Source organism: Actinomadura livida (assembly GCF_014648675.1).
Taxonomy (GTDB): domain Bacteria; phylum Actinomycetota; class Actinomycetes; order Streptosporangiales; family Streptosporangiaceae; genus Spirillospora; species Spirillospora livida.
Genome location: NZ_BMRO01000021.1, coordinates 80,740 through 101,174 on the forward strand (window position 1 = coordinate 80,740; position 20,435 = coordinate 101,174).

20 protein-coding genes and 1 pseudogene are annotated in these 20,435 nt (G+C 73.2%); 6 read left to right on the forward strand and 15 right to left on the reverse strand.

Going from position 1 to position 20,435, the window contains the following annotated elements; translation table 11 throughout:
• Window positions 1–10: 10 nt before the first annotated feature.
• Genes IEZ03_RS34150 through IEZ03_RS34170 form a run of 5 tightly spaced genes read right to left on the reverse strand, consistent with a single transcriptional unit; the run spans window position 11 to window position 4,026 of the window.
• Window positions 11–583, reverse strand: coding sequence for a 3-hydroxyanthranilate 3,4-dioxygenase (locus tag IEZ03_RS34150; RefSeq protein WP_184885140.1), 573 nt, complete (start codon window positions 581–583; stop codon window positions 11–13).
• The gene (locus IEZ03_RS34155; RefSeq protein WP_229808750.1) at window positions 580–1,038 is read right to left on the reverse strand and encodes a RidA family protein; all 459 of its coding nucleotides are present in this window, start codon (window positions 1,036–1,038) and stop codon (window positions 580–582) included. The genes IEZ03_RS34150 and IEZ03_RS34155 overlap by 4 nt, the downstream gene beginning before the upstream one ends.
• Entirely contained in the window at window positions 1,035–1,778 is a 744-nt protein-coding gene (locus tag IEZ03_RS34160) for a 2-keto-4-pentenoate hydratase (protein WP_184885147.1), read from the reverse strand. Before IEZ03_RS34160 ends, IEZ03_RS34155 begins: the two co-directional genes overlap by 4 nt.
• A complete protein-coding gene (locus IEZ03_RS34165) occupies window positions 1,778–2,578 on the reverse strand; it encodes a 2-keto-4-pentenoate hydratase (protein WP_308428017.1) in 801 nt (266 codons plus the stop codon). The genes IEZ03_RS34160 and IEZ03_RS34165 overlap by 1 nt, the downstream gene beginning before the upstream one ends.
• 11 nt (window positions 2,579–2,589) lie before the next feature.
• Complete coding sequence (locus IEZ03_RS34170; protein WP_184885156.1) at window positions 2,590–4,026, reverse strand: 2-hydroxymuconic semialdehyde dehydrogenase; 1,437 nt, start codon at window positions 4,024–4,026, stop codon at window positions 2,590–2,592.
• A gap of 84 nt (window positions 4,027–4,110) precedes the next feature.
• Between IEZ03_RS34170 and IEZ03_RS34175 the strand changes: the two genes are divergently transcribed.
• Complete coding sequence (locus IEZ03_RS34175) at window positions 4,111–5,037, forward strand: LysR substrate-binding domain-containing protein (protein ID WP_184885158.1); 927 nt, start codon at window positions 4,111–4,113, stop codon at window positions 5,035–5,037.
• On the opposite strand, the gene IEZ03_RS34180 is transcribed toward IEZ03_RS34175, so the two are convergent.
• The 3 genes and pseudogenes from IEZ03_RS34180 to IEZ03_RS34185 form a co-directional block, all read right to left on the reverse strand.
• Window positions 5,027–5,887, reverse strand: a complete 861-nt coding sequence (locus IEZ03_RS34180) for an alpha/beta hydrolase (protein ID WP_229808751.1) — start codon at window positions 5,885–5,887, stop codon at window positions 5,027–5,029. The genes IEZ03_RS34175 and IEZ03_RS34180 overlap by 11 nt on opposite strands.
• A 64-nt stretch (window positions 5,888–5,951) precedes the next feature.
• Window positions 5,952–6,158, reverse strand: a pseudogene (locus IEZ03_RS38345) (ABC transporter ATP-binding protein); the annotation flags it as partial.
• A 95-nt stretch (window positions 6,159–6,253) separates the two neighbouring features.
• A complete protein-coding gene (locus IEZ03_RS34185; protein WP_184885160.1) occupies window positions 6,254–7,405 on the reverse strand; it encodes an RNA-guided endonuclease InsQ/TnpB family protein in 1,152 nt (383 codons plus the stop codon).
• 22 nt (window positions 7,406–7,427) lie between these two features.
• On the opposite strand from IEZ03_RS34185, the gene tnpA reads away from it, so the two are divergent.
• A complete protein-coding gene (gene tnpA / locus IEZ03_RS34190) occupies window positions 7,428–7,844 on the forward strand; it encodes an IS200/IS605 family transposase (protein WP_184885163.1) in 417 nt (138 codons plus the stop codon).
• A 107-nt stretch (window positions 7,845–7,951) separates the two neighbouring features.
• On the forward strand, window positions 7,952–8,125 hold the full coding sequence (locus IEZ03_RS34195; RefSeq protein ID WP_184885165.1) for a hypothetical protein: 174 nt from the start codon (window positions 7,952–7,954) through the stop codon (window positions 8,123–8,125).
• Window positions 8,126–8,208: 83 nt separating this feature from the next.
• On the opposite strand, the gene IEZ03_RS34200 is transcribed toward IEZ03_RS34195, so the two are convergent.
• Window positions 8,209–9,060, reverse strand: coding sequence for a helix-turn-helix transcriptional regulator (locus IEZ03_RS34200; RefSeq protein WP_184885167.1), 852 nt, complete (start codon window positions 9,058–9,060; stop codon window positions 8,209–8,211).
• A gap of 126 nt (window positions 9,061–9,186) precedes the next feature.
• On the opposite strand from IEZ03_RS34200, the gene IEZ03_RS34205 reads away from it, so the two are divergent.
• Window positions 9,187–10,182, forward strand: coding sequence for an aldo/keto reductase (locus IEZ03_RS34205; RefSeq protein WP_184885169.1), 996 nt, complete (start codon window positions 9,187–9,189; stop codon window positions 10,180–10,182).
• Between the two features lie 43 nt (window positions 10,183–10,225).
• Here the strand turns inward: IEZ03_RS34205 and IEZ03_RS34210 are convergent, their stop codons facing one another.
• A complete protein-coding gene (locus IEZ03_RS34210) occupies window positions 10,226–12,574 on the reverse strand; it encodes a penicillin acylase family protein (protein ID WP_184885171.1) in 2,349 nt (782 codons plus the stop codon).
• A 67-nt stretch (window positions 12,575–12,641) separates the two neighbouring features.
• Window positions 12,642–13,100, reverse strand: coding sequence for an NUDIX domain-containing protein (locus tag IEZ03_RS34215; protein WP_221480750.1), 459 nt, complete (start codon window positions 13,098–13,100; stop codon window positions 12,642–12,644).
• A gap of 203 nt (window positions 13,101–13,303) precedes the next feature.
• Between IEZ03_RS34215 and IEZ03_RS34220 the strand changes: the two genes are divergently transcribed.
• Complete coding sequence (locus tag IEZ03_RS34220) at window positions 13,304–14,143, forward strand: DUF4253 domain-containing protein (protein ID WP_184885175.1); 840 nt, start codon at window positions 13,304–13,306, stop codon at window positions 14,141–14,143.
• A gap of 25 nt (window positions 14,144–14,168) precedes the next feature.
• Window positions 14,169–15,317, forward strand: a complete 1,149-nt coding sequence (locus IEZ03_RS34225) for a VldE C-terminal domain-containing protein (RefSeq protein ID WP_184885177.1) — start codon at window positions 14,169–14,171, stop codon at window positions 15,315–15,317.
• A gap of 30 nt (window positions 15,318–15,347) precedes the next feature.
• On the opposite strand, the gene IEZ03_RS34230 is transcribed toward IEZ03_RS34225, so the two are convergent.
• The 4 genes from IEZ03_RS34230 to IEZ03_RS34245 all read right to left on the reverse strand — a co-directional run bounded on the left by IEZ03_RS34230 (window position 15,348) and on the right by IEZ03_RS34245 (window position 20,435).
• The gene (locus IEZ03_RS34230; RefSeq protein ID WP_184885179.1) at window positions 15,348–17,315 is read right to left on the reverse strand and encodes an ATP-binding SpoIIE family protein phosphatase; all 1,968 of its coding nucleotides are present in this window, start codon (window positions 17,313–17,315) and stop codon (window positions 15,348–15,350) included.
• A 161-nt stretch (window positions 17,316–17,476) separates the two neighbouring features.
• Complete coding sequence (locus IEZ03_RS34235) at window positions 17,477–18,337, reverse strand: spermidine synthase (RefSeq protein WP_184885181.1); 861 nt, start codon at window positions 18,335–18,337, stop codon at window positions 17,477–17,479.
• A gap of 42 nt (window positions 18,338–18,379) precedes the next feature.
• Window positions 18,380–19,399, reverse strand: a complete 1,020-nt coding sequence (locus IEZ03_RS34240; protein WP_184885183.1) for an ABC transporter ATP-binding protein — start codon at window positions 19,397–19,399, stop codon at window positions 18,380–18,382.
• Entirely contained in the window at window positions 19,392–20,435 is a 1,044-nt protein-coding gene (locus IEZ03_RS34245) for an ABC transporter ATP-binding protein (protein WP_184885185.1), read from the reverse strand. The genes IEZ03_RS34240 and IEZ03_RS34245 overlap by 8 nt, the downstream gene beginning before the upstream one ends.

Genomic DNA, 20,435 nt, shown 5'->3' on the forward strand with positions numbered 1-20,435 from the left:
GGGATCACCGTCAGACCCGGGGCGCGGTGGCCGGCGTCATCGTCTGCGGCCACTGCTTGCCGGGGTGGACGGCGCCGCAGTTCGGGCACTTGCGGTCGCTGTCGTAGAAGCCCTGGAACGCGGGCGGCAGGTCGTCCACGATCGAGCGGACCTGCAGCTCGGCGCGGTGGACGAGGTGGTGGCACTCGGTGCAGTACCACTCGAACGCCTCCCGCAGCCCCTCCGGCCGCGGGATCTCCACGACGAGGCCGATCGACCCGGCCTCGGGCCGCTGCGGCGAGTGCCGCACGTGCGGCGGCAGCAGGAAGACGTCGCCCTCGTTGATCTGCACGTCCCGCGGCGGGCGGCCCTCCTCCTCCATGACGCGCAGGACCATGTTGCCCTCGAGCTGGTAGAAGAACTCCTCGGTCGGGTCGTCGTGGAAGTCGGTCCGCTGGTTGGGGCCGCCGACCACCATGATGATCAGCCCGGCGTCGTCGAACACCTGCACGTTGCCGACCGGCGGCTTGAGCAGGTCGCGGTGCTCGTCGATCCAGGACTCGAAGTTGAACGGCGTTCCGAACGACAGCTGGGGCAGGGTCATGTTCCGGCCTCCTCGGCGGTTGTGTCGGCGGGCGCGCGGCCCCTGGGGATGTGCGCGACGCACGAGATCTCGATGAGCAGGTGCGGGTGCGGGAGCTGGTGGACGGCGACGGTCGTGCGGGCCGGGCCGGTCTCGTCGAAGTACTCCCCGTACACCTCGTTGTAGCCGCCGAAGTCGTTCATGCTGACCAGGTACGCGGTGACGTCGACGATGTCGGACAGCCCGCCGCCCGCGGCCGCCAGCAGGTCGCGGATGTTGCCGATGACGGCGCGGGTCTGCTCGCGGATGTCGAGGTCGGTGACGCCCATCGCGTCGGCGCTCGCGCCCGCGAACGTCCCGTCGGGGCGGCGGGAGCTCGTCCCGGACACGAACACGAGGTCGCCGGCGCGCCGGGCGTGCGGGAAGCGGCCGCGCGGCGCGGCCTTGCCCTCGACGAGGATCGCGTCGCCCGTCACGTCGTCACCTCCACGCCGCCCAGCCCGGCGCCGGTGACGCGGACGTGCGCGTCCTTCGGCAGCGGGACCGCCGCCGTCGCGGCGCCGGCCAGCACGATCCAGCCCGGTTCGAGGGTCATCCCGGCGCCGAGCGCGAGCCGCGCCGCCGCCCGCAGGGACCGCGCCGGGTCGCCGAGGATCGCGGCCGACGAGCCGGTCTGCACGGGCCGCCCGTCGATCTCCACGAGCAGGCCGACGTTCGACACGTCGCGGGGCGGATGCCAGGCCCCGAAGCCGAACCGCGCGGCGGACGCGTTGTCGGCGATGACGTCGGGGAGCGTGAACTTGAAGTCGCAGTACCGGGAGTCGAGGACCTCGAACCCGACCGCGACGCCGGCCACCGCCGACTCGGCCTCGGCGGGGGAACGGACCTCCCGCCCGATCAGGTAGGCGATCTCCGGCTCGATCCGCGGATGGATGAGGCCGGAGACGTCCACGGACGACTCGGCGAGCATCCGGTCGGTGAGCAGGCCCCAGATGACGTCGTCGACGCCCATCTGCACCATCTTGGCCCGGCTGGTGAAGCCCATCTTCACCCCGGCGAGCCGCTCGCCCCGGCGGCGGCGCAGCTCGATCCCCGCGCGCTGCACGGCGTAGCCGGCCGCCTCGTCGAGCGGCGCCTCGTCGGTGAGCCGCGGGATCGCCCGGACGTCCCGGGCGGCGTCGTCCAGCCGCTCCGCGAGGGCGTGCACGTCCACCATCAGGACTCCTCCCCACCTGACTCGGCACGGCCGAACGCGACGCGCACGTCGCCCAGTCCGTCGATGCGGGCCTCGAACACGTCGCCGGGCGCGGCGGGGACGACCGGGCCGAGCGCGCCGGTCAGCACGGTGTCGCCCGCGCGGAGCGGCCGCCCGACGCGGACGAGGGTGTCGGCGAGCCACAGCGCGGCGTTCAGCGGGTGCCCCAGGCAGGCGGCGCCGTTGCCGGTGGAGACCTGCTCGCCGCGCCGCTCCATCACCATCCCGCAGAGCCGCAGGTCGACGTCCGCGAGCGGGACGGGGCGGCTGCCCAGCGCGTACATGCCGGACGAGGCGTTGTCGGCGACGGTGTCGGCGAGGGTGATGTCCCAGTCGCGGACCCGGCTGCCGACGACCTCGATGGCGGGCAGCGCGAACGCGGTCGCGCGGATCACGTCGGCGACGGTGTGCCGCTCGTGGGTGAGGTCGTGCTCCAGGACGAGCGCGACCTCCGCCTCGGCGCGCGGCTGCAGCACCGCGCCCGCGGGGATCTCGTCCCCGTCCGGGACGGCCATGTCGGCGAACAGCATCCCGAAGTCGGGGCTGTCGACGCCGATCTGCGCCTGCACGGCCCGCGACGTCAGGCCGATCTTGCGCCCGGCGAGGCGGCGGCCCTCGGTGAGCCAGCGCTCGGTCAGCCGCTCCTGGACGGCGTAGGCGTCGTCGGCCGTGCCGATCAGGTCGCGGACGGGTTCGCACGGCGTGCCGGAGGCGTAGGCGCCGAGGAGCCGCTCGGCGGCGGCTTCGATGTTCGTTGTCACTGGGCTCGCTCTCAAATCTGGATGCACACGTTGACGGGCTCGGAGAAGAAGTCCAAGGAGTACTCTCCCCCTTCCCGCCCGATCCCGGACGCTTTGACACCGCCGAACGGTGTGCGAAGGTCGCGAAGATTCCAGCAGTTCACCCAGACGATCCCCGTCTCGACGCGCGGCGCCACCCGGTGCGCCCTCGACAGGTCCCGCGTCCACAGCGTCGAGGCGAGCCCGTAGGGGCTGTCGTTGGCGAGCGCCAGGGCCTCGTCCTCGGTGTCGAACGGCGCGACGTGGCAGACCGGCCCGAAGATCTCCTCCCTGACCGTCCGGGCCGTCTCCGGAAGGCCGGTCAGGACGGTCGGCTGCACGTAGAAGCCCTTGTCGCGGTCGTCGCCGAACTCGGGCGCGCCGCCGCCCGCGACGACCTCGGCGCCCTCGTCGCGGGCGAGGCGGTAGTACGACAGGACCTTGTCGCGGTGCTCGGCGGAGATCATCGGCCCGTAGCCGCCGAGGGCCTTCGCGCGCTCGGCCAGCCGTTCGGTGAACTCCTCGAAGACGGGCCGCTCCACGTAGACGCGCTCGGTGCACAGGCAGATCTGCCCGGAGTGGGTGAACGTCGAGCGGACCGTGCCGTCCACGGCCGCGGCGAGGTCGGCGTCGGCGAAGACGAGCGCCGGGTTCTTGCCGCCCAGCTCGAACGACAGGGGCGTGACGTGGTCGGCGGCGTTGCGCATGATCGCGGCGCCGGTGGCGGACTCGCCGGTGAACGCGATGGCGTCCACGCCCGGGTGGCCGGTGAGGAACTCGCCCGCCGCGCCCGCGCCGTGCCCGTGCACGACGTTGAACACGCCGTCCGGCAGCCCGGCGTCGTGGACCACCCGGGCGAGCAGCGTCGCGGTGGACGGCGTCTCCTCGGACGGCTTGAGCACGACGGTGTTGCCGCACGCCAGCGCGGGGGCGATCTTCCAGGTCGACAGGAGCAGCGGCAGGTTCCACGGGGAGACGACCGCCACCACGCCCAGCGGCCGGCGCACCGTGTAGTTGAGCGCCTCGCCCGCCCCGGAGCTCCACCCGGGCACCTGCGTCATGTAGGCGCGCTCGGGACGCCCGTACAGCAGGTCGGCGTAGGCGCGGAAGTTGCCGACCGCCCTCGGGACGTCCACGGTGGACGCGAACTCCCGGGACCTCCCGGTGTCGGCGACCTCCGCCTCGACGAACTCGTCGAACCGCGCCTGGATCCCGTCGGCGACGGTCCGCAGCGCGGCGGCCCGCTCCTGGGCGCCCAGCGCTCCCCACGGCCCCTTCAGCGCGGTCCTCGCCGCGGTCACCGCGTCGTCCACGACCTCCCGCGTGGCCTCGGGGACGGCGCCCAGCTCGGAGCCGTCCGCGGGGGCGATGAGCGGGAAGGGCGCCCCGTCCGTGCGGAAGGTTCCGCCGACGTAGTGTTCGGCCTTCATACCGCGATCCTCCGCCCTCCGAGCTATGCCTGACAAATACCAATCGGCCCGGGAGCTATCACGAAACTGTGATAGCAAGGAGGCATGCGCCAGCTCGACCTGCTCAACGGACGGCTGAAGCTCCGGCACCTCGTCCTCGTCGTCGCGATCGCCGAGCACGGCAGCGTCCTGCGGGCGGCCGAGCACCTGCACCTCGCGCAGCCGGCGGTCACCCGGAGCCTGCGCGAGGTCGAGGGCATCCTCGGGGTGGAGCTGTTCACCCGCGGCCCGCGCGGCGTGACGCCGACCCTGTTCGGGGACGCGTTCACCGAGCACGCCCGCGCCGTCCTCGCCGAGCTGCGCCGCGCGGGCGAGCGGATCACCGGCCTCGCGGACGGCGAGGTCGGCACCGTCACGATCGGCACCCTGCTCGCCGGCTCCAACGTCCTGCTCCCCCGCGCGATCGCCGCGCTGAAGAAGGACAGGCCGGGCATCACGGTGATCGTCCAGGAGGCCACGTTCGACGCCCAGGTCCCCCGCCTGCTGGACGGCGAGATCGACCTGATCCTCGGCCGCCTCAACCCCATCGACGACCTGCACGGCCTCCGGCAGATCACCCTCTACGGCGAGCCGGTCCGCCTGGTCGCACGGCGCGGCCACCCCGCCCGCTCGCTGCCGGACCTCGGCCTTGCCGACCTGCTCGGCTACCCGTGGGTCCTGCCGCTGGAGCAGACCGCGCTGCGCGCGGAGCTGGAGCAGGTGTTCCGCGCGGAGGGCCTCGTCCTGCCGGGCAACCTGGTCGAGTGCACGTCGGTGCTGACCGTCCGGACGCTCGTCCGCGACACCGACATGATCGCGGCCCTCCCCGAGCTCGTCGGCCGCACCGACGCCGACATCGCGCCGCTGCCGGTCCCGCTGGAGACCGTCCGCCGCCAGGTGGGCGTCACCCTCCCCGCGCACCGCGCGCCGACGCCGTCCGCCCGCATCATGCTCGACCACCTGCGCCGGGAGGCTGCCGCGCTCACCGCCTGAGCAGGCCGAGCAGCGCCGCGCCGACCGGTGACGCGGGATCCGCCAGATCGCAGACGACGTCGAAGTGGTCCCGTCCGGGCACCACCAGCAGTTCCCCGGCGCCCCACTGCGGCTGGAACGACCGGGACTGCTCCAGGAACCCCTCGCCGTCGTTCTCCGCGACCACGAAGGCCGCCGGGCACCGGTACTCCGCGGGCAGCAGCGCGGGGCTCAGCGCGGCCGCCCGCTCGACGTCGAGCCGCACGGCCTCGTTCACGTAGACGCGGGTGATGGGACGGATGTCGAACAGCCCGCTGATCGGCATGGCGGCCTTCACCACGTCGCCCGGCAGCCCCAGCGGCTCCTGCCATCCGCCGACCATCGCCATGCCGGTCAGGTGCCCGCCGGCCGAACTGCCGCCGACCACGATGCGCGCCGGATCGAGCCCGTGTTCGCGGCCGTGCCGGTGGATCCACGCGATGGAAGCCCGGACCTGCCGGACGATCTCCTCCAGCGACGCCCTCGGCGCCAGCGTGTAGTCCGGCACGACGGTCGCGACGCCCTGCTCGTAGAGCCCGCGGGCCATGAACGACGACACGTCCCGCGACAGCGCCATCCAGTAGCCGCCGTGCAGGAAGACGAACACGGGCCGCAGCCCCTCGCCGGTGCCCCAGACGTCCAGCCGCTCCCCGCTCGCCTCGTCGTAGACGATCCCGGGATGCCCGGGAAGCCCGGCGACGGCGCGCGCCGACTCGTCCCGGTACCGCGCCATGTGCCGCGCGAAGAGCTCCTCCCCCGCCTTCCGCCGCACGTTGTAGGCGACGTCCAGCTCCTCGTCGCTCAGCTCGCTCCCGGGCCACTCCTCCACCACCACAGCCCTCCTCTGCTCAAGACGACTTCCTTCCGCGGACCGGGCCCCATCGAACACCGGCGGATCACCCGTGCCGGCCGGTCCAGACCGGAATGTCCGACTCGTGGACGGCTCCGTCCGACCCGAAGATCAGAAAGCGGTCGAAGTCGCCCGCGAACCAGCGGTCGTGCGTAACGGCCAGAACGGTCCCCGCGTAGGAGGCCAGGCCCTCCTGCAGGGCCTCGGCACTGGCCAGGTCCAGGTTGTCGGTGTCGTCGTCCAGGAGGAGCAGGTTGACGCGCTCCCCGGCCTGATGGCCGGGGATTCAGCCTGTGCCGCGTGTGCGGCACTTCTGTGGCTTCCTGTTTCACCGGGTCCTGCCCTCTGCTAGGCGGAGGGTCTTACGGTCCCTCCGCAGGCGTTTAGCCTGTCCGCCCGTCCGGCGGCCAGGATGTTGCGCGCGGCGTTGATGTCGCGGTCGTGGACCGCGCCGCACGGGCAAGCCCACTCCCGGACGTTCAGCGGCATGGCTTCGGCGACTGTCCCGCATGCCCCGCAGAGCTTGGAAGAGGGGAACCAGCGGTCCACCCGCGCGAAGGCGCGGCCGGACCGTCCGGCCTTGTACTCCAGCATCCCGACGAACTGGGACCAGCCCGCGTCGCGCACCGACTTGGCCAACCGGGTGCGGGCCAAAGCGCTCACCGCAAGGTCTTCCACGTAGACCGCTTGGTTGTCGCGGACCAGCCGGGTGGAGAGCTTGTGGTGATGGTCCCGTCGCGCATCGGCGACACGGGCGTGCAGTCGCGCGACCTTCGCGACGGCCTTGCGCCGGTTCTGCGATCCCTTCTGCTTGCGGGACAGCGCCTGCTGCGCCTTCCTCAACCGGCGTTCGGCGCGGCGCAGGAACTTCGGAGAGGTGATCTTCCGGCCGTCCGACAGCACCGCGAAATGCGTGAGCCCCAGATCGATCCCGACCTCCGCCGCCACCTCCGGCAACGGCTCGCCGGGCATCTCGACCACGAACGAAGCGAAGTACCGGCCCGCCGCATCGCGGATCACCGTCACCGACGACGGGGCGGACGGCAGGTCCCGGGACCACCGAACCCGCACGTCCCCGATCTTCGGCAGGCACAGTTTCCCGCCCGCCGTGATCCTCCAGCGGGCGTTGCGGGTGAACCGGACCGCCTGCCGTTGGTCCTTGCGCGACCGGAACCGGGGCGGGGAGACCTTCCGGCCCTTCCGCTTCCCCGAGACCGACGCGAAGAAGTTGCGGTACGCGGTGTTCAGGTCCGCCAGGGCCTGCTGGAGCACGACGGCCGAGACCTCGCCCAGCCACGCTCGCTCGCTAGTCTTCTTCGCCTCGGTGATGACCTGCTTGGACAGGTCCCCGTCCGATGGGTAGGGCAGCCCGGCGGCGAGCGCCTCTTCGCGTGCGCGCAGCGCGTCGTTGAACACCACCCGCGCGCACCCGAACGCCCGCGCCAGCGACTGCTGCTGGCCGGGGTTCGGGTAGAGCCGGAACTGATACCTGAGCTGCACACCCCGATCCTACTATTGGTCTATGGCTGATCATGGCGACATCAGAACTGGTAGGCGCTGCGTTTTCGTACTGCACGCACATTTGGTCTTCGTGACCAAGTTCCGGCATCCAGTGTTCACGAGGACACACCTGGAGCGCATGGAGCAGATTATGCGGGACGTGTGCGCGGACTTCGATACTGAACTGGCCGAGTTCAACGGCGAGACCGACCACGTGCACCTACTCGTGAACTTCCCACCCAAGGTCGCCCTGTCCAAACTGGTCAACTCGCTCAAGGGCGTGTCCTCCCGCAGGATGCGTCAGGAGTTCCCCGAACTGGTCCGCCACTACTGGCGGGCGAACAAGCTGTGGTCGGCGTCCTACTTCGCCGGGAGCGTGGGCGGCGCGCCCCTAACCGTGCTGCGGCAGTACATCGAGCAGCAGAACCGGCCGGGTTAGAGCACGCTTGGGCCTGGCGGCCCTCACGGGCGGGACTTCACCCCCGCCCAGAAGGCCGGAGCACTGGCCCGCACACAGGTAGCGCACGACAGCTCCAGGAGGAGGAATTGCAGGCGGGCCTGCTGGCCGCCCGAGAGGAGCTCGAACGGGCGGGCGCCGGCGGGCGCGAGTTCGTAGCGGGCGAGGGCGGCCATGGCGTCGTTGCGGGGGTGAGCGTGTACTCCGACATGACGATCTTCGCGGGTGCACGGGCGTGCAGGTCCGGGCGGGTGTGGGTCTAGACGACATGGCCGGGCACCACCCGGGCGCCGAGGCGGAACGCTCCGCTTGCGGTATTGCGCCTCCTGCCAGCAGGCGCAGGAACTTAACGCGCGGGCGCGTCGGAGGGGAACTCCTCCGTGCCGAGCACCCGCAGCAGCTCCAGGCGCTCGCGGGACTCCTCGTCCGCCGGGGTGAGCACCACCAGCTCCTGCCGCTGGTCGGGGGTGACGAGCGTCTCGCAGTCCATCCGCAGGCTCCCCACCCGCGGATGGACGATGGTCTTGCGGTCGGCGCGCCGCACCGCGACCTCGTGCTCGTCCCAGAGGCGGCGGAAGTCGCCGCTGGCCGCCCGCAGCCGGTCGACCAGCCGCGTGATCTCCGGGTCGCCCGGCCGGCGGCCCGCGACCACGCGCAGATCGGCGACGATCTGGCGGGAGTGCCGCTCCCGGTCGTCCGCCGCGTGGGCGGCGCGGACGTCCGGCTCGGTGAACCAGCGGTACGGGAGGTAGCGCCGGTCGCCGGAGAAGCCGGTGAGGTCCCCCGCCAGCAGGACCGACGTCCGGTTCTGCGCCAGGACCTCCCCCAGTTCGGACAGCACCAGCGCCGGGGTGCCGTCGAGCAGGTCGAGCATGCGGATCAGGCCGGCGCGGGCGAGGCAGGCCGTCCCGTCGGCGGGCACCGGCTGGTGGCCCGCGAGGTGGAACAGGTGGTCGCGCTCGTCGTCGGACAGGCGCAGCGCCCGGGCCAGCGCACCGAGCAGCTGGGTCGACGGCCGGCTGCTGCGGCCCTGCTCGAGGCGGACGACGTAGTCCACGGACATGCCGGCGAGCATCGCGACCTCCTCGCGGCGGAGGCCCGAAGTGCGGCGGCGCGGTCCCTCGGTGAGCCCCGCCTCCGCCGGCCGTACGGCCTCGCGGCGGCGGCGCAGGAAGTCGGCGAGCTCCTCACGTTGCATGACTCCATGGAACCTCGCCGCGAGGCGCGTTATCCAGGGAGCGGCTCTCCCACGATGAACGCTCCGCTTTCGGCCGCCCCCGTTCGGACGCAGGGTCGTGGTGACAGCGAAACGAGGGAGAACGCGATGAAGACACGAACCTTGGGCACGTCGGGGCCGGTCGTTTCCGCCCTGGGGCTGGGTGCGATGGGGATGTCGGACGCCTACGGCCCCACCGACCGGGCGGAGAGCATCGCCACCGTGCACGCCGCGCTGGACGCCGGCGTCACGCTGATCGACACCGGCGACTTCTACGCCATGGGGCACAACGAGCTGCTGCTGGCCGAGGCGCTGCGCGGGCGCGATCGCGACGGCTACCGGCTGAGCGTCAAGTTCGGAATGCTGCGGGGGCCGGGCCCCGGCTTCGGCGGGCACGACGGCCGGCCCGAGGCGGTCAAGAACTTCCTGGCCTACTCGCTGACCCGGCTCGGCACCGACCACATCGACGTCTACCGGCCCGCGCGGCTGGACCCCGACGTGCCGATCGAGGAGACGGTCGGCGCGATCAAGGAGATGATCGACGCCGGGTACGTGCGGCACCTCGGGCTCTCGGAGGTCGACGCGGCGACGGTCCGCCGGGCGCACGCCGTGCATCCGGTCGCCGATCTCCAGATCGAGTACTCGCTGATCTCCCGCGCGGTGGAGGACGACGTCCTGCCCACGCTGCGGGAGCTGGGCATCGGCATGACCGCGTACGGCGTCCTCGGCCGGGGGCTGATCTCAGGGCACTGGTCCACCGACCGCGGCACCGCGGGCGACGGCCGCGCCGCGATGATGCCGCGGTTCTCCGGCGAGAACGTCGCGCACAACCTCACCCTCGTGGAGGCGCTCCGCGGGGTCGCCGACGCGAAGGGATGCACGGTCGCCCAGCTCGCCATCGCCTGGGTGGCGGCGCAGGGTGAGGACATCGTGCCGCTGGTCGGCGCCCGCACCCGGAAACGGCTGGACGAGGCGCTGCCCGCCGTGGACGTGGCCCTCACCGCCGACGACTTGGCCGAGATCGAGAAGGCGGTGCCGCGAGGCGCGGCGCGCGGCGACCGCTACCCGTCGGCGTTCATGGCCAACCTGGGCGCGGGCAACTGAGGACCGGCCCCTGGTGGGGCCCGCGGGCCCACCAGGGAGGACGTCAGCGTCCGCTGAGCTGGACGACCTTCAGGCCGGGGGCCTTGGTGATGTCGTCCTGGCAGAAGCGTCCGGTGGCCCAGCCCTTCTTCGAGAAAAGGCGGGTCTGGTCGGCGTGGTGGGGGGACGTCGGGTCGGCGGACTGGGAGTACGTCATGAGGGTCCGGGTGTCGGGGCAGCGGTCGCCGTCGAAGGAGACCACCTGGACGTAACTCGATCCGGTCCCGACCTCGGTGTACCCCTGGCCGGGCGTCCACCTGGCCTCGATCTTGTTGAGGATCCCGAGGGCCTCCGTGCCGCCACCGACCGGGATCTTCTCGCCGTTGCGGGTGACGTACTGATGGTCGCCGAGGGGCGCGTCAAGAGGGATGCTCGACGTGCGCAGTTCGCCGACCGCGTCGATCAGTGCCTTGCGGGCCGCCCAGGAGGCGGTGTTGAAGTCGCGCGGCGTGTTGACCGGGTCGGAGACGTCGAACGGCGTCTTCCACAGGTCCCAGGCGGCCGTCGCCTTGCGCCAGTAGCGGTCGAACAGGAGGGCGCCGCGGCTGCCGGTGTCGGCGGTCCGGTCCCACTTGGCGAGGACCTCGCAGGGCTCGCCGAGCCGCATCTCGCGGCACATCTTCACGCTGCCCTCGGCGGCGAGTTCACCCGCGATGTTGCGGTTGGCGAAGACGAGGTCCTGCATGTCCGGGCGGGTGAAGCGGCCCTGGCCCAACTGGTCCTGGACGGCGACGAGGCCGCTCCGGGTGCGCAGGGTGCGCTCCGCGTTCTCGTCGCCGATGATGCGGTCGTACCCGTTCAGCGGCTGCCGGGGGTTGGACAGCCAGTAGCTGTCGTTGGAGTTGGTGACGTAGTCGGCGCGGTGCAGCACCGGGTAGCGGTCCGGGGCGAGGATGCCCGGCTGGACGGTGCCGGGGGCCTTGCCCGGCGCGCAGGACGACCGGGTGCCGTCCAGGATCGCCAGACCGGCCTGGCGGAACGTCAGGTGGCCGAGCAGGCTGTTGCAGCGGTCCGCGAACTCGTCGGTGACGTTCGGGAGCACCTGGATCTGCGCGAAGAGGGCCCGCCCCCGCGAGTCCGCGGCGATCGTGTTGACCCAGGGCAGGCCCTGCGTCTGCTTCAGCGCGCGGAGGGCGTCGTCGGTGGTCCGGGCCTTGCTCAGGGCGAGCGAGGTGTTGGCGAGGCGGACGTTGGTGGCGTTCGGGTCGGTGAGGGCGTAGGCGTTCCACGTCGTCCACGGCAGGTCGACGGGCGGGACGGACATGACGATGGGGCCGTAGCGGCTGCGCCACAGCGTCCTCGTCACCCGCTTGAGCGATCCGTCCTGCTGCTTGACCTGGACGGTGACCTGCCGCTTGGTCAGCTTCTCCTTCTTGCCGTCCACGAAGTACGACGTCGGGTCACCGGGCACCAGGCGCAGCTCGGTCAGGCTGAACGGCACGCCGGTGGCGACGGTGTGGCTCCACGCGAAGGTGGAGGTGTGCCCGATGTTGATCGCGGGCGAGCCGAGGAGGCCGGCGCCGCTCACGTCGAGCTTGCCGGGGATCGTCTGGTGCATCTGCCAGAAGCGCCGCCCGTTGTGCCACGGGTAGTGCGGGTTGCCGAGGAGGAGCCCGCGGCCGTTCGCGGTGGCCTGGCTCCCGACGGCGATCGCGTTGCTCCCCATGGCGGCGTCCGCCATCAGGTTCCGGGCCGCCTTCGCGGCCTCCTGCGGCGACTGCGTGCTGCGCCTGACCTCGTTCCCGCCCGGCGGGGCGGCCGCCACGATCTGGTCGGTGCTCCTTCCGGAGGCGCCGAGCATGGCGAGCGCGTAGCCGCGGCGGTGGACGTCCAGCTCGGTGACGGGCCGCAGCCACGCGGCGCCCTTGCACGCCGGGTCTGTGATCTCGCCTTCGCTCAGGAACCGGTTGTACCCGGCCGCCCATCCGCGGCTGATCTCGCGCGCCTCGGCGGCCGGGCCGTAGGGCGCGGGCGCGGCGATCAGCTTCTCCACGATGCCGCTGTCGTTGACGGACGTGAAGAACACGTCGCTGGCCAGGTTGGTCGACGCCGACGACAGCGAGCCGTCCGGGGCGGCCTCGGGTCCGAAGTACTTGGAGCGTTCCCCGCGCAGGGTGACGACGCCCTGCGCGATCAGGCAGAGGTTGTCCTTCGCCGCGGCGTAACCGGTGCCGTAGCCAAGGCCGGCGTAATCCTTCGCCGTGATGTGCGGAATGCCGTACTCGGTGTAGCGGATGGTGGCCGACATGCCGCGTTCCGAGGGCAATTCGGTGGCGGCGAAGGCGGGCACGGGCGCCAAAAGGGCGACGCCGAGGACGGCGGTTCCCGCCACACGCAGGAGAGGTCGCGGCATTGCGGCTCCTTGATCACAGAGGCTCCGCAAAATTCGCATATCCCGACGAATCTGACAAGGCCCCAGTTCAGGTGGCGAGCAGGCCGGCGAGGTCGGCGGCGTGGTCGCCGAGATAGGCGGCGAGCGTCCTGGGGACGAGGTCGACGGACGCCAGCCCGGCCGGCGTGCAGGTCACATGCTCGACGTCGTAGCGCCCGTCGGCCTCGGCGCCGAACTCCGGGCCGTGCCGGCGGGACAGGTCCATCGAGATCAGGCGGCACACGTAGAAGGTGTCGAGGCGGCACCGCCCGGGGCTCAGCTCGCCGGACGCGAAGACCTGCCGGAGGGGGCCCGCGGTGGCGCCCAGCTCCTCGTCCAGCTCGCGCCGCAGCGCCGCCTCGGGCGAGGCGTCGTCGGGCTCGATCTTGCCGCCCGGCGTCGTCCAGTAGACGGGGCGGCCGGGCTTGGTGCGCCGGATCAGCACGAGCGCGTCACCGTCCAGCAGGAGGGCCCGGACGGCGCGCCGCAGCCGGGGGGACTCACTCACGTGTTCGGGCCCTCGCGTGTTCGGGTGGGGAGGGGAAGACCCCGCCATCATCCCGCACCCCGCTCGCCCGCCGGGCGGTTTCGCTTCCGACGCCCGCCCGGAACGGCCGAACCGTACGGCTCGTCCCCCTCGGCGGCCCCTGCGCCGTTACCATCACCAGTGCCAAGATCCTGTTGGCGTGCTCTGTACCGGAACGGCGTGAAATGGATGATGTGGAGGTCCGGCACCTGCCGGGCGACCTGCCGCAGCTCTTCGAGGGCGGCATCGACGGCGCTGCCGCCGGGCGGACGCTGTCGGTGCCGCTGCCCGAGGGCGACCTGGTCTGGCCCGACCCGGGCTATCCGCAGCGGCGGCTGCTCATGCGTCCCGCGTTCTGGCTGAGCGACGAGCCCGTCCACGGCGAGCTGTGGTGCAGGCTCCGCGCCGAGCACCCCCGGTCGGGGCTGTGGCCGCTGCTGATGGACGAGACCGACCAGCCCTGGGCGTCCGGGCAGATCGCGCCCGAGCCGGCGACCGAGATCGGCAACTACCACCCCCACGCGTTCATGTCCGAGGTGTGGGCCGACTGGGCCGAGCAGGCGGACGCGGACGACCACGACGACCTCGCCCCCTTCGGCCGGCACTGCCCCGGGCTCGCCCCGCCCGGCGTCCCGCTGGACGACCCCGGCGCCATGGCCGACCGGTACGCCCGCGCGCTCGCCGCCCGCGGCCTCCCGCTGGGCCTGGTCGCGGTGGACCGCGGCGCCGACGCGCCGGCCGTCGCGGGCTGGCAGGGCGCCCTCAACCACAACGAGTGGACGGCGCCGCTCGCCGCCGTCCTGCGCAGCTGGGAGGACCGGTTCGGCGCGCACGTGGTCGCGCTGGGCTTCAACACGCTGGAGCTGAGTGTCGCCGCGCCCCCGGTCACCACCCGGCACGCCGTCCACGTCGCGGCCGAGCACTGGGCGTTCTGCCCCGACATCCTGTTCCAGGGCCCCGGGACCCTCGCCGGCTACGCCGAGGAGATCCGCGGCAAGACCAACTGGTCCTTCTGGTGGGACTGAGCCGATTGGTGATGAGCGGGTGTTGATGAGGAGGCGCGGGCGCACGCTGCCCGCCGTCATCGCGTTGGCCGTGGGGCTCACGCTGGCGGCCGACGTGACCGTTCTCGTCTCGGGGCACCTGGACGAGGACTCCGGCGCGGACGACCTGGTGTCGGTGGACCAGGGCGCGGCGCCGCTGGCGCCGGCGGTGGCGCCGCTGACCCGCCGCCACACGCCGCACCTGCTGGTCGCCGGGACGTCCTCGCTGCCGCCCCAGGCCGTCGAGCGCACACGGGGCCTCAAGGGCGTCGCCGGGGTCGCCGTCGTGGACGCCGCGCGGGCCCAGGTCGGCGGGCGCCGCATGGGGCTGCTCGGCGTCGACCCGTCGAAGTTCCGGGCGTTCGCGCCGGAGGAGACGGCGGAGTCCGACCAGCTGTGGCGGACGATCGCGGCCGGCGGCCTGGCCGTGTCGTTCGAGCACGGCCAGGACGGGGCGCTGCCGCTGGGCGCGGTCGTCCCGGCGGGCAGCAGCGAGCGCTCCGGCCGGGTGCGCGTCGGCGCCTACGCCACGATGGGCATCGGGGACGTCGACGCGGTCGTGTCCCGCGAGCGGGCCAGGGAGCTCGGCCTGCCGGTGGGCAACGCCCTGATCATCAGCGCCCCGAAGGCCGACGCCGGGAAGCTGACCGCGCGGCTGAAGAAGATCCTCCCGCGCGGCACGAAGGTGGCGGCGCTCGCACCGGCGCGGTCCGCGCGGCGGCAGCCCGCCGGGCAGGGCGGCCGCGTGCGGCTGACCGGGCGGCCCGACGGGGTGACGGGCGACTCGACCCCGATCACCGGCAACCGGATGACGCCCACCATGCGGGCGCTGGTGCTGGAGATCGCCCGGCTGTTCGGCCCCTTCCCGGTCATCGGCTGCTACCGCGACAACGCCGACGCGCAGGACCACGGGCACGGCCGGGCCTGCGACTTCATGGCGAGCACCGGCGGCCGCATGCCGAGCGCCGGTGCGATGCGGCACGGCGACCAGATCGCGCAGTACGCCGTCCAGCACGCGCGGCGCCTCGGGGTCTCCTACGTCATCTGGAAGCAGCACATCTGGAACGTGCGGGGCGGGGGCTGGCGCCCGATGGCGGACCGCGGGAGCCTCACGCAGAACCACTACGACCACGTGCACATCTCGGTGCTGCGCTAGCCGCCCCGCGCCCGGCCGCGCCCGCGGGGGTCAGGGCAGTTCCTGCTCGCACCAGACGACCTTGCCCCCGGCGGTGCGGCGCACGCCCCAGCGCTGCGCCAGCCGGCCCACGACGTGCAGGCCCCGGCCCGACTCGGTCATCCCGTCCTCGTCGTCGTGGTGGCGGATGCGGGGCCGGCCGTCGGAGGAGTCGAAGACCTCGCAGACCAGGCCGCCCTCGCGCACGAGCCGCAGCGTGATCCGGCCGCCCGCGTGCCGGATCGCGTTGGTGACCAGCTCCGACACCAGCAGCATCGTCGAGTGGGCCATGTCGTCGAGGTCCCAGCGGGCGAGCCGGTCGCGGACGAGGCCGCGGGCCCGGCGGACCGCGGCGGGCTCGGCGGGCAGCTCCCAGGTGGCGTGGTGGTCGGCGGGGATGCGCGCCAGCCGGGCCACGAGCATCGCGATGTCGTCGCGGTGCTGGTCGTCGTAGACGCCGTCCAGCGCCGCCTGGCACAGGTCCTCCAGCGGCCGGGCGGCGGCGCCCGGCCCGAAGGTGGCCTGCAGGCGGGCGAGGCCGTCGTCGATGTCGCGGGCCCGGTTCTCCACGAGCCCGTCGGTGTAGAGGAACAGGAGCGTCCCGTCCTCGACGGTGAACTCGCGGCTGACGATGGGGCCGTCGCCGCCGACGCCGAGCGGCGGCGCGGGCGGCACCGGCAGGTACTCCGAGTCGGCGCCGGGCGGGGCGAGCAGCGGCGGCAGGTGCCCGGCGCTGGCGACCTCGCACCGGCCGCTGACCGCGTCGTAGACGACGTAGGCGCAGGTGGCGAAGTGCGGTTCCCGCTCGCCGAGCGTCCGCATCAGCGAGTCGAGCCGCTCCAGGGCCTCGGCGGGCGGCAGCTCCAGCCCGGCGAGGGTGTGGATGGCGGTGCGGAGCCGCCCCATCGTGACGGCGGCCTTCACGCCGTGCCCGGCGACGTCCCCGACCACCAGCGCGACCCGCGCGCCCGGCAGCGCGATCGACTCGTACCAGTCGCCGCCCACCTCGATCAGCCGGCTGCCCGGCAGGTAGCGGTGGTGCACCTCGACCGGGGACGGCGCGGACAGCCCGGTCGGCAGCAGGCTGCGCTGCAGGGTGAGGGCGGTGGCGCGCTCCCGCGAGTACTGCCGCGCGCTCTCGATGAAGATGGACGCCCGGTTGGCGAAGTCCATCCCGATCTCGACGTCGTAGGCGTCGAACGGGCGGTGCGCGGCGTTGCGGGTGCAGGTGAAAAAGCCGAGGACCCCCGCCGCCGACGTGATCGGCAGCAGCAGCATGGAGGCGCCCTTGAGCAGGTCCGCGACCGGCGGCCGGCGCCAGGCCGCCGCGAGGTGGGCGGCGCCGTCGCGGCCGAGGGAGCGCAGTACGGGCTCGCCGGACCCCATGCACAGCGCGTGCGGGGTGCCCTCCGGGTAGACGAGGGACTCGCCGGTGGGGAACGTCGCGTCCCAGGCCGGGTCGTCGTCGTCGAACCCGATCGCCATCCGGCGCATCTGCGGGCCGTCGGGGCCGTCCGGCGGCTCGTCGGCGTCGATGTGCCGCTCCAGCAGGAGCAGGGCGCCGGAGTTGCAGAAGTGCGGGACGAGCACGTCCATCAGGCCGCGCGCCAGCATCTCCAGGTCGAGGGTGGAGCCGATCCGCGGGAGCGCGTCGTCCAGCAGGGCCCGGCGGATCACGGCCGGGTCGACGAACCGGTCGGCGAGCGGCACCGGCACCCGGACGACGGCGAGGGCGACGACGTCGGGCTCGCCGCCGTTCATCGGGTGGACGGTGACGACGGCGTCGAGCATGCCGCCCTCGGGGTTGTCCACGGCGAGCATCGCGGTCCGCTCCCGGCCGGCCTTGATGGCCTCCAGCAGCGGATCCCGCGCGCCGGGGATCACCTCGTCCAGGTCGGCACCGCGCAGGTCGTCGCCGTTCGGGGCGAGAACTGCGGCGGCGTTACGGTCGAACTGGAGTATTTTCCCCGACGAATCCATGCCGAGAATCAGAATTCGGGTGGACGACTCCATCGCTCGATTATGGGACATCGCGGGCCCGCGTGCGGCCGATACGGCAGGGGAAACCGTCCGGGAATTCCGTCGCTCGCGTTCCGGCCTGGCGGTCATCCGGAAATCGCTCGTCCACGGGAACTCTCCGGTCAGGAATCGCCGAAGACCTGTGGCGGCGGGACGGGGGCGACGATCTCCTCGCCGTCGCGCAGCGGCGCCGCGCCCCCGCAGAAGGCGGCGAGGTCGCCGCCCTCCAGCAGCCGGGCCCGCGCGATGCCGCCCGCCGCGCGGCGGGTCAGCTCCGCCACCGGCAGCGGCTCCGGGGACCCCGCCACGATGAGGTTGCCGAACCGGCGGCCCCGCAGCACGCCCGGGTCGGCCATGAGCAGCGCGTGCTCGAACACCGAACGCACCGTGGCGGCGACCCTGCGGGCGAAGGGCAGCCGGAAGCCGTCGGCGACGTTGGCCATGTAGACGCCGCCGGGCCGCAGCACCCGCGCGGCGTCCAGCACGAACTCGCGGGTCGCGAGCTCGGCGGGCATGGACGCCTCGGCGAACGCGTCCATCACGACGAGGTCGTCGGAGTCGTCGGCGAGCGCGGCGATGCCCGAGCGGCCGTCGGTGATCCGGATCCGCAGGCCCGGGATGCCCTTGACGGGCAGCTGCTCGCGGACGAGGCGCACCAGTTCCGCGTCCGGCTCCAGGACGATCTGCCGGGACCCCGGCCTGGTCGCGGCGATGTAGCGGGGCAGCGTGCAGCCGGCGCCGCCGATGTGGACGGCGTCGAACGCCTCGCCGTCCACCCCGAGGGCGTCGACCACGTCGCCCATGAGCCGCATGTACTCGAAGTCGAGGTAGGTCGGGTCGGACAGGTTCACGTACGACTGGGGCACGCCGCCGACGAGCAGCATCCAGCCGCCGTCGCGGTCGGCGTCGCGGAGGAGCTCGGCCTCCCCGCCGTCGACCCGGTAGACGTTCGGCCGGGGTTCACGCCTGCCCTTACGCGCCATGGCCCCACCCTACGGAACCCCCTGCGGAGTGCCCGCCGAACGTCAGGTCCGCTCGGTGAGGGCGTCCTCGCCCGCGAAGTGGCAGGCGCTGGGGTGCGCGGAACCGTCCCGCTCCTCCAGCCGGGGCTCCTGCTCGGCGCACACGTCCCGGGCCTTCCAGCAGCGGGTCCGGAACCGGCAGCCGGACGGCGGGTCGAGCGGCGACGGCGGCTCCCCCTCCAGCCGGATCTGGCCCGTCCAGCCGGGCGCGTCCGGGTCGGGCACGGGCACGGCCGACAGCAGCGCCTGCGTGTACGGGTGGGTCGGGTGCTCGTAGATCTCGGTCTCGTCGCCCGTCTCTACGACCTTGCCCAGGTACATGACGGCGACGCGGTCGGAGATGTGCCGGACGGCGGCGAGGTCGTGCGCGATGAACACCTGCGCCAGGCCCAGCTCCCGCCGGAGGTCGGCGAGCAGGTTCATCACCTGCGCCTGGACGGAGACGTCGAGCGCCGATACGGGCTCGTCGCACACGAGCACGTCGGGGCGCAGCGCCAGGGCGCGGGCGATCCCGACGCGCTGGCGCTGCCCGCCGGAGAACTGGTGCGGGTACCGGTCGACGTGGCCGGGGTCCAGGCCGACGAACTCCAGCAGCTCCCGCACCCGCGCGCGCCGCTCGCGCTTCGGCGCGACCTCCGGGTGGATCGCGAACGGCTCGCCCACGATGTCCCCGACCGTCATCCGCGGGTTGAGCGACGAGTAGGGGTCCTGCAGGACGATCTGGATGCGGCGGCGCAGCGCCCGCAGCTCGGGTTTCGGCAGCGCGAACACGTCGCGGCCGTCGAAGCGGACCGTCCCGGCCGTGGGGCGTTCCGCGGCGAGCAGCAGCCGCGCCAGCGTCGACTTCCCGCAGCCGGACTCGCCGACGACGCCGAGGGTCTCGCCCCGGCGCAGCTCAAGGTCGACGCCGTCCACGGCCTTGACCTGGCCGACCGTGCGTTTCAGCACGATCCCGCGGGTCACCGGGTAGTGCTTGACGAGCCCCTCCACCCGCAGGATCGGGGCCTCTGCCGGATCAGGCACCGTGCACCTCCTCGGCGAAGTGGCAGGCGGCGGCGTGGCCGGGCGCGACGGTGGCGAGCGGCGGCGTCTCCGCCGCGCAGACCGCCTCCGCGCGCGGGCAGCGCGGCCGGAACGGGCAGCCGGGCGGCAGCGCGGCCGGGTCCGGCGGCGCCCCCTTGATCGGGACGAGCGGCCCGCCGCGCCGGTCGAGCCGCGGCACCGACGTCAGCAGCCCGCGCGTGTAGGGGTGGGCGGGCCGCGCGTACAGCTCCCGGGCGGGCGCCTGCTCGGCGACCGACCCGGCGTACATGACGACGATCCGGTCGGCGACGCCGGCGACGACGCCGAGGTCGTGGGTGATCAGGACCATGCCCATGCCCAGTTCCTCCTGGAGCCCGGCGAGCAGGCGCATGATCTGCGCCTGGACGGTCACGTCGAGGGCGGTGGTGGGCTCGTCGGCGATCAGGACGTCCGGCTCCAGCGCCAGCGCCATCGCGATCATGGCCCGCTGCCGCATGCCGCCGGAGAACTGGTGCGGGTGGTCGCCGAACCGCCGCGCCGCCGACGGGATCCGCACCCGCTCCATCAGTTCGACCGCCCGGTCCCGGGCCTCGCGGCGGCCGAGCCCGCGGTGCACCCGGTACATCTCGCGGATCTGGTCGCCGACGGTGAACACCGGGTTCAGCGCGGTCAGCGCGTCCTGGAAGATCATCGAGATGCGCTCGCCGCGGTACTCGCGGCGGCGCCGCTCCGGCAGTCCCAGCAGCTCCTCGCCGCGCAGCCGCACCGAGCCCCGCTCGATCCGGGCGGGCGGGACGTCGAGGATGCCCATGACGGCCTGCGCCGCGACGCTCTTGCCGGACCCCGACTCGCCGAGGACCGCGACCGTCTCCCCCTCCGCGAGGGTGTAGGACAGCCCGTTCACGGCGTGCACGTCCCGGCCGCGCACCCGGAAGCGGACGTGCAGGTCGTCGACGGCCAGCAGCGGCTCCGCCGGGCGCGGCGCCGGGACCGCCTCGGCCGCCAGGCCCGCGGCCGTGTCACGTTCTCCGGTCAT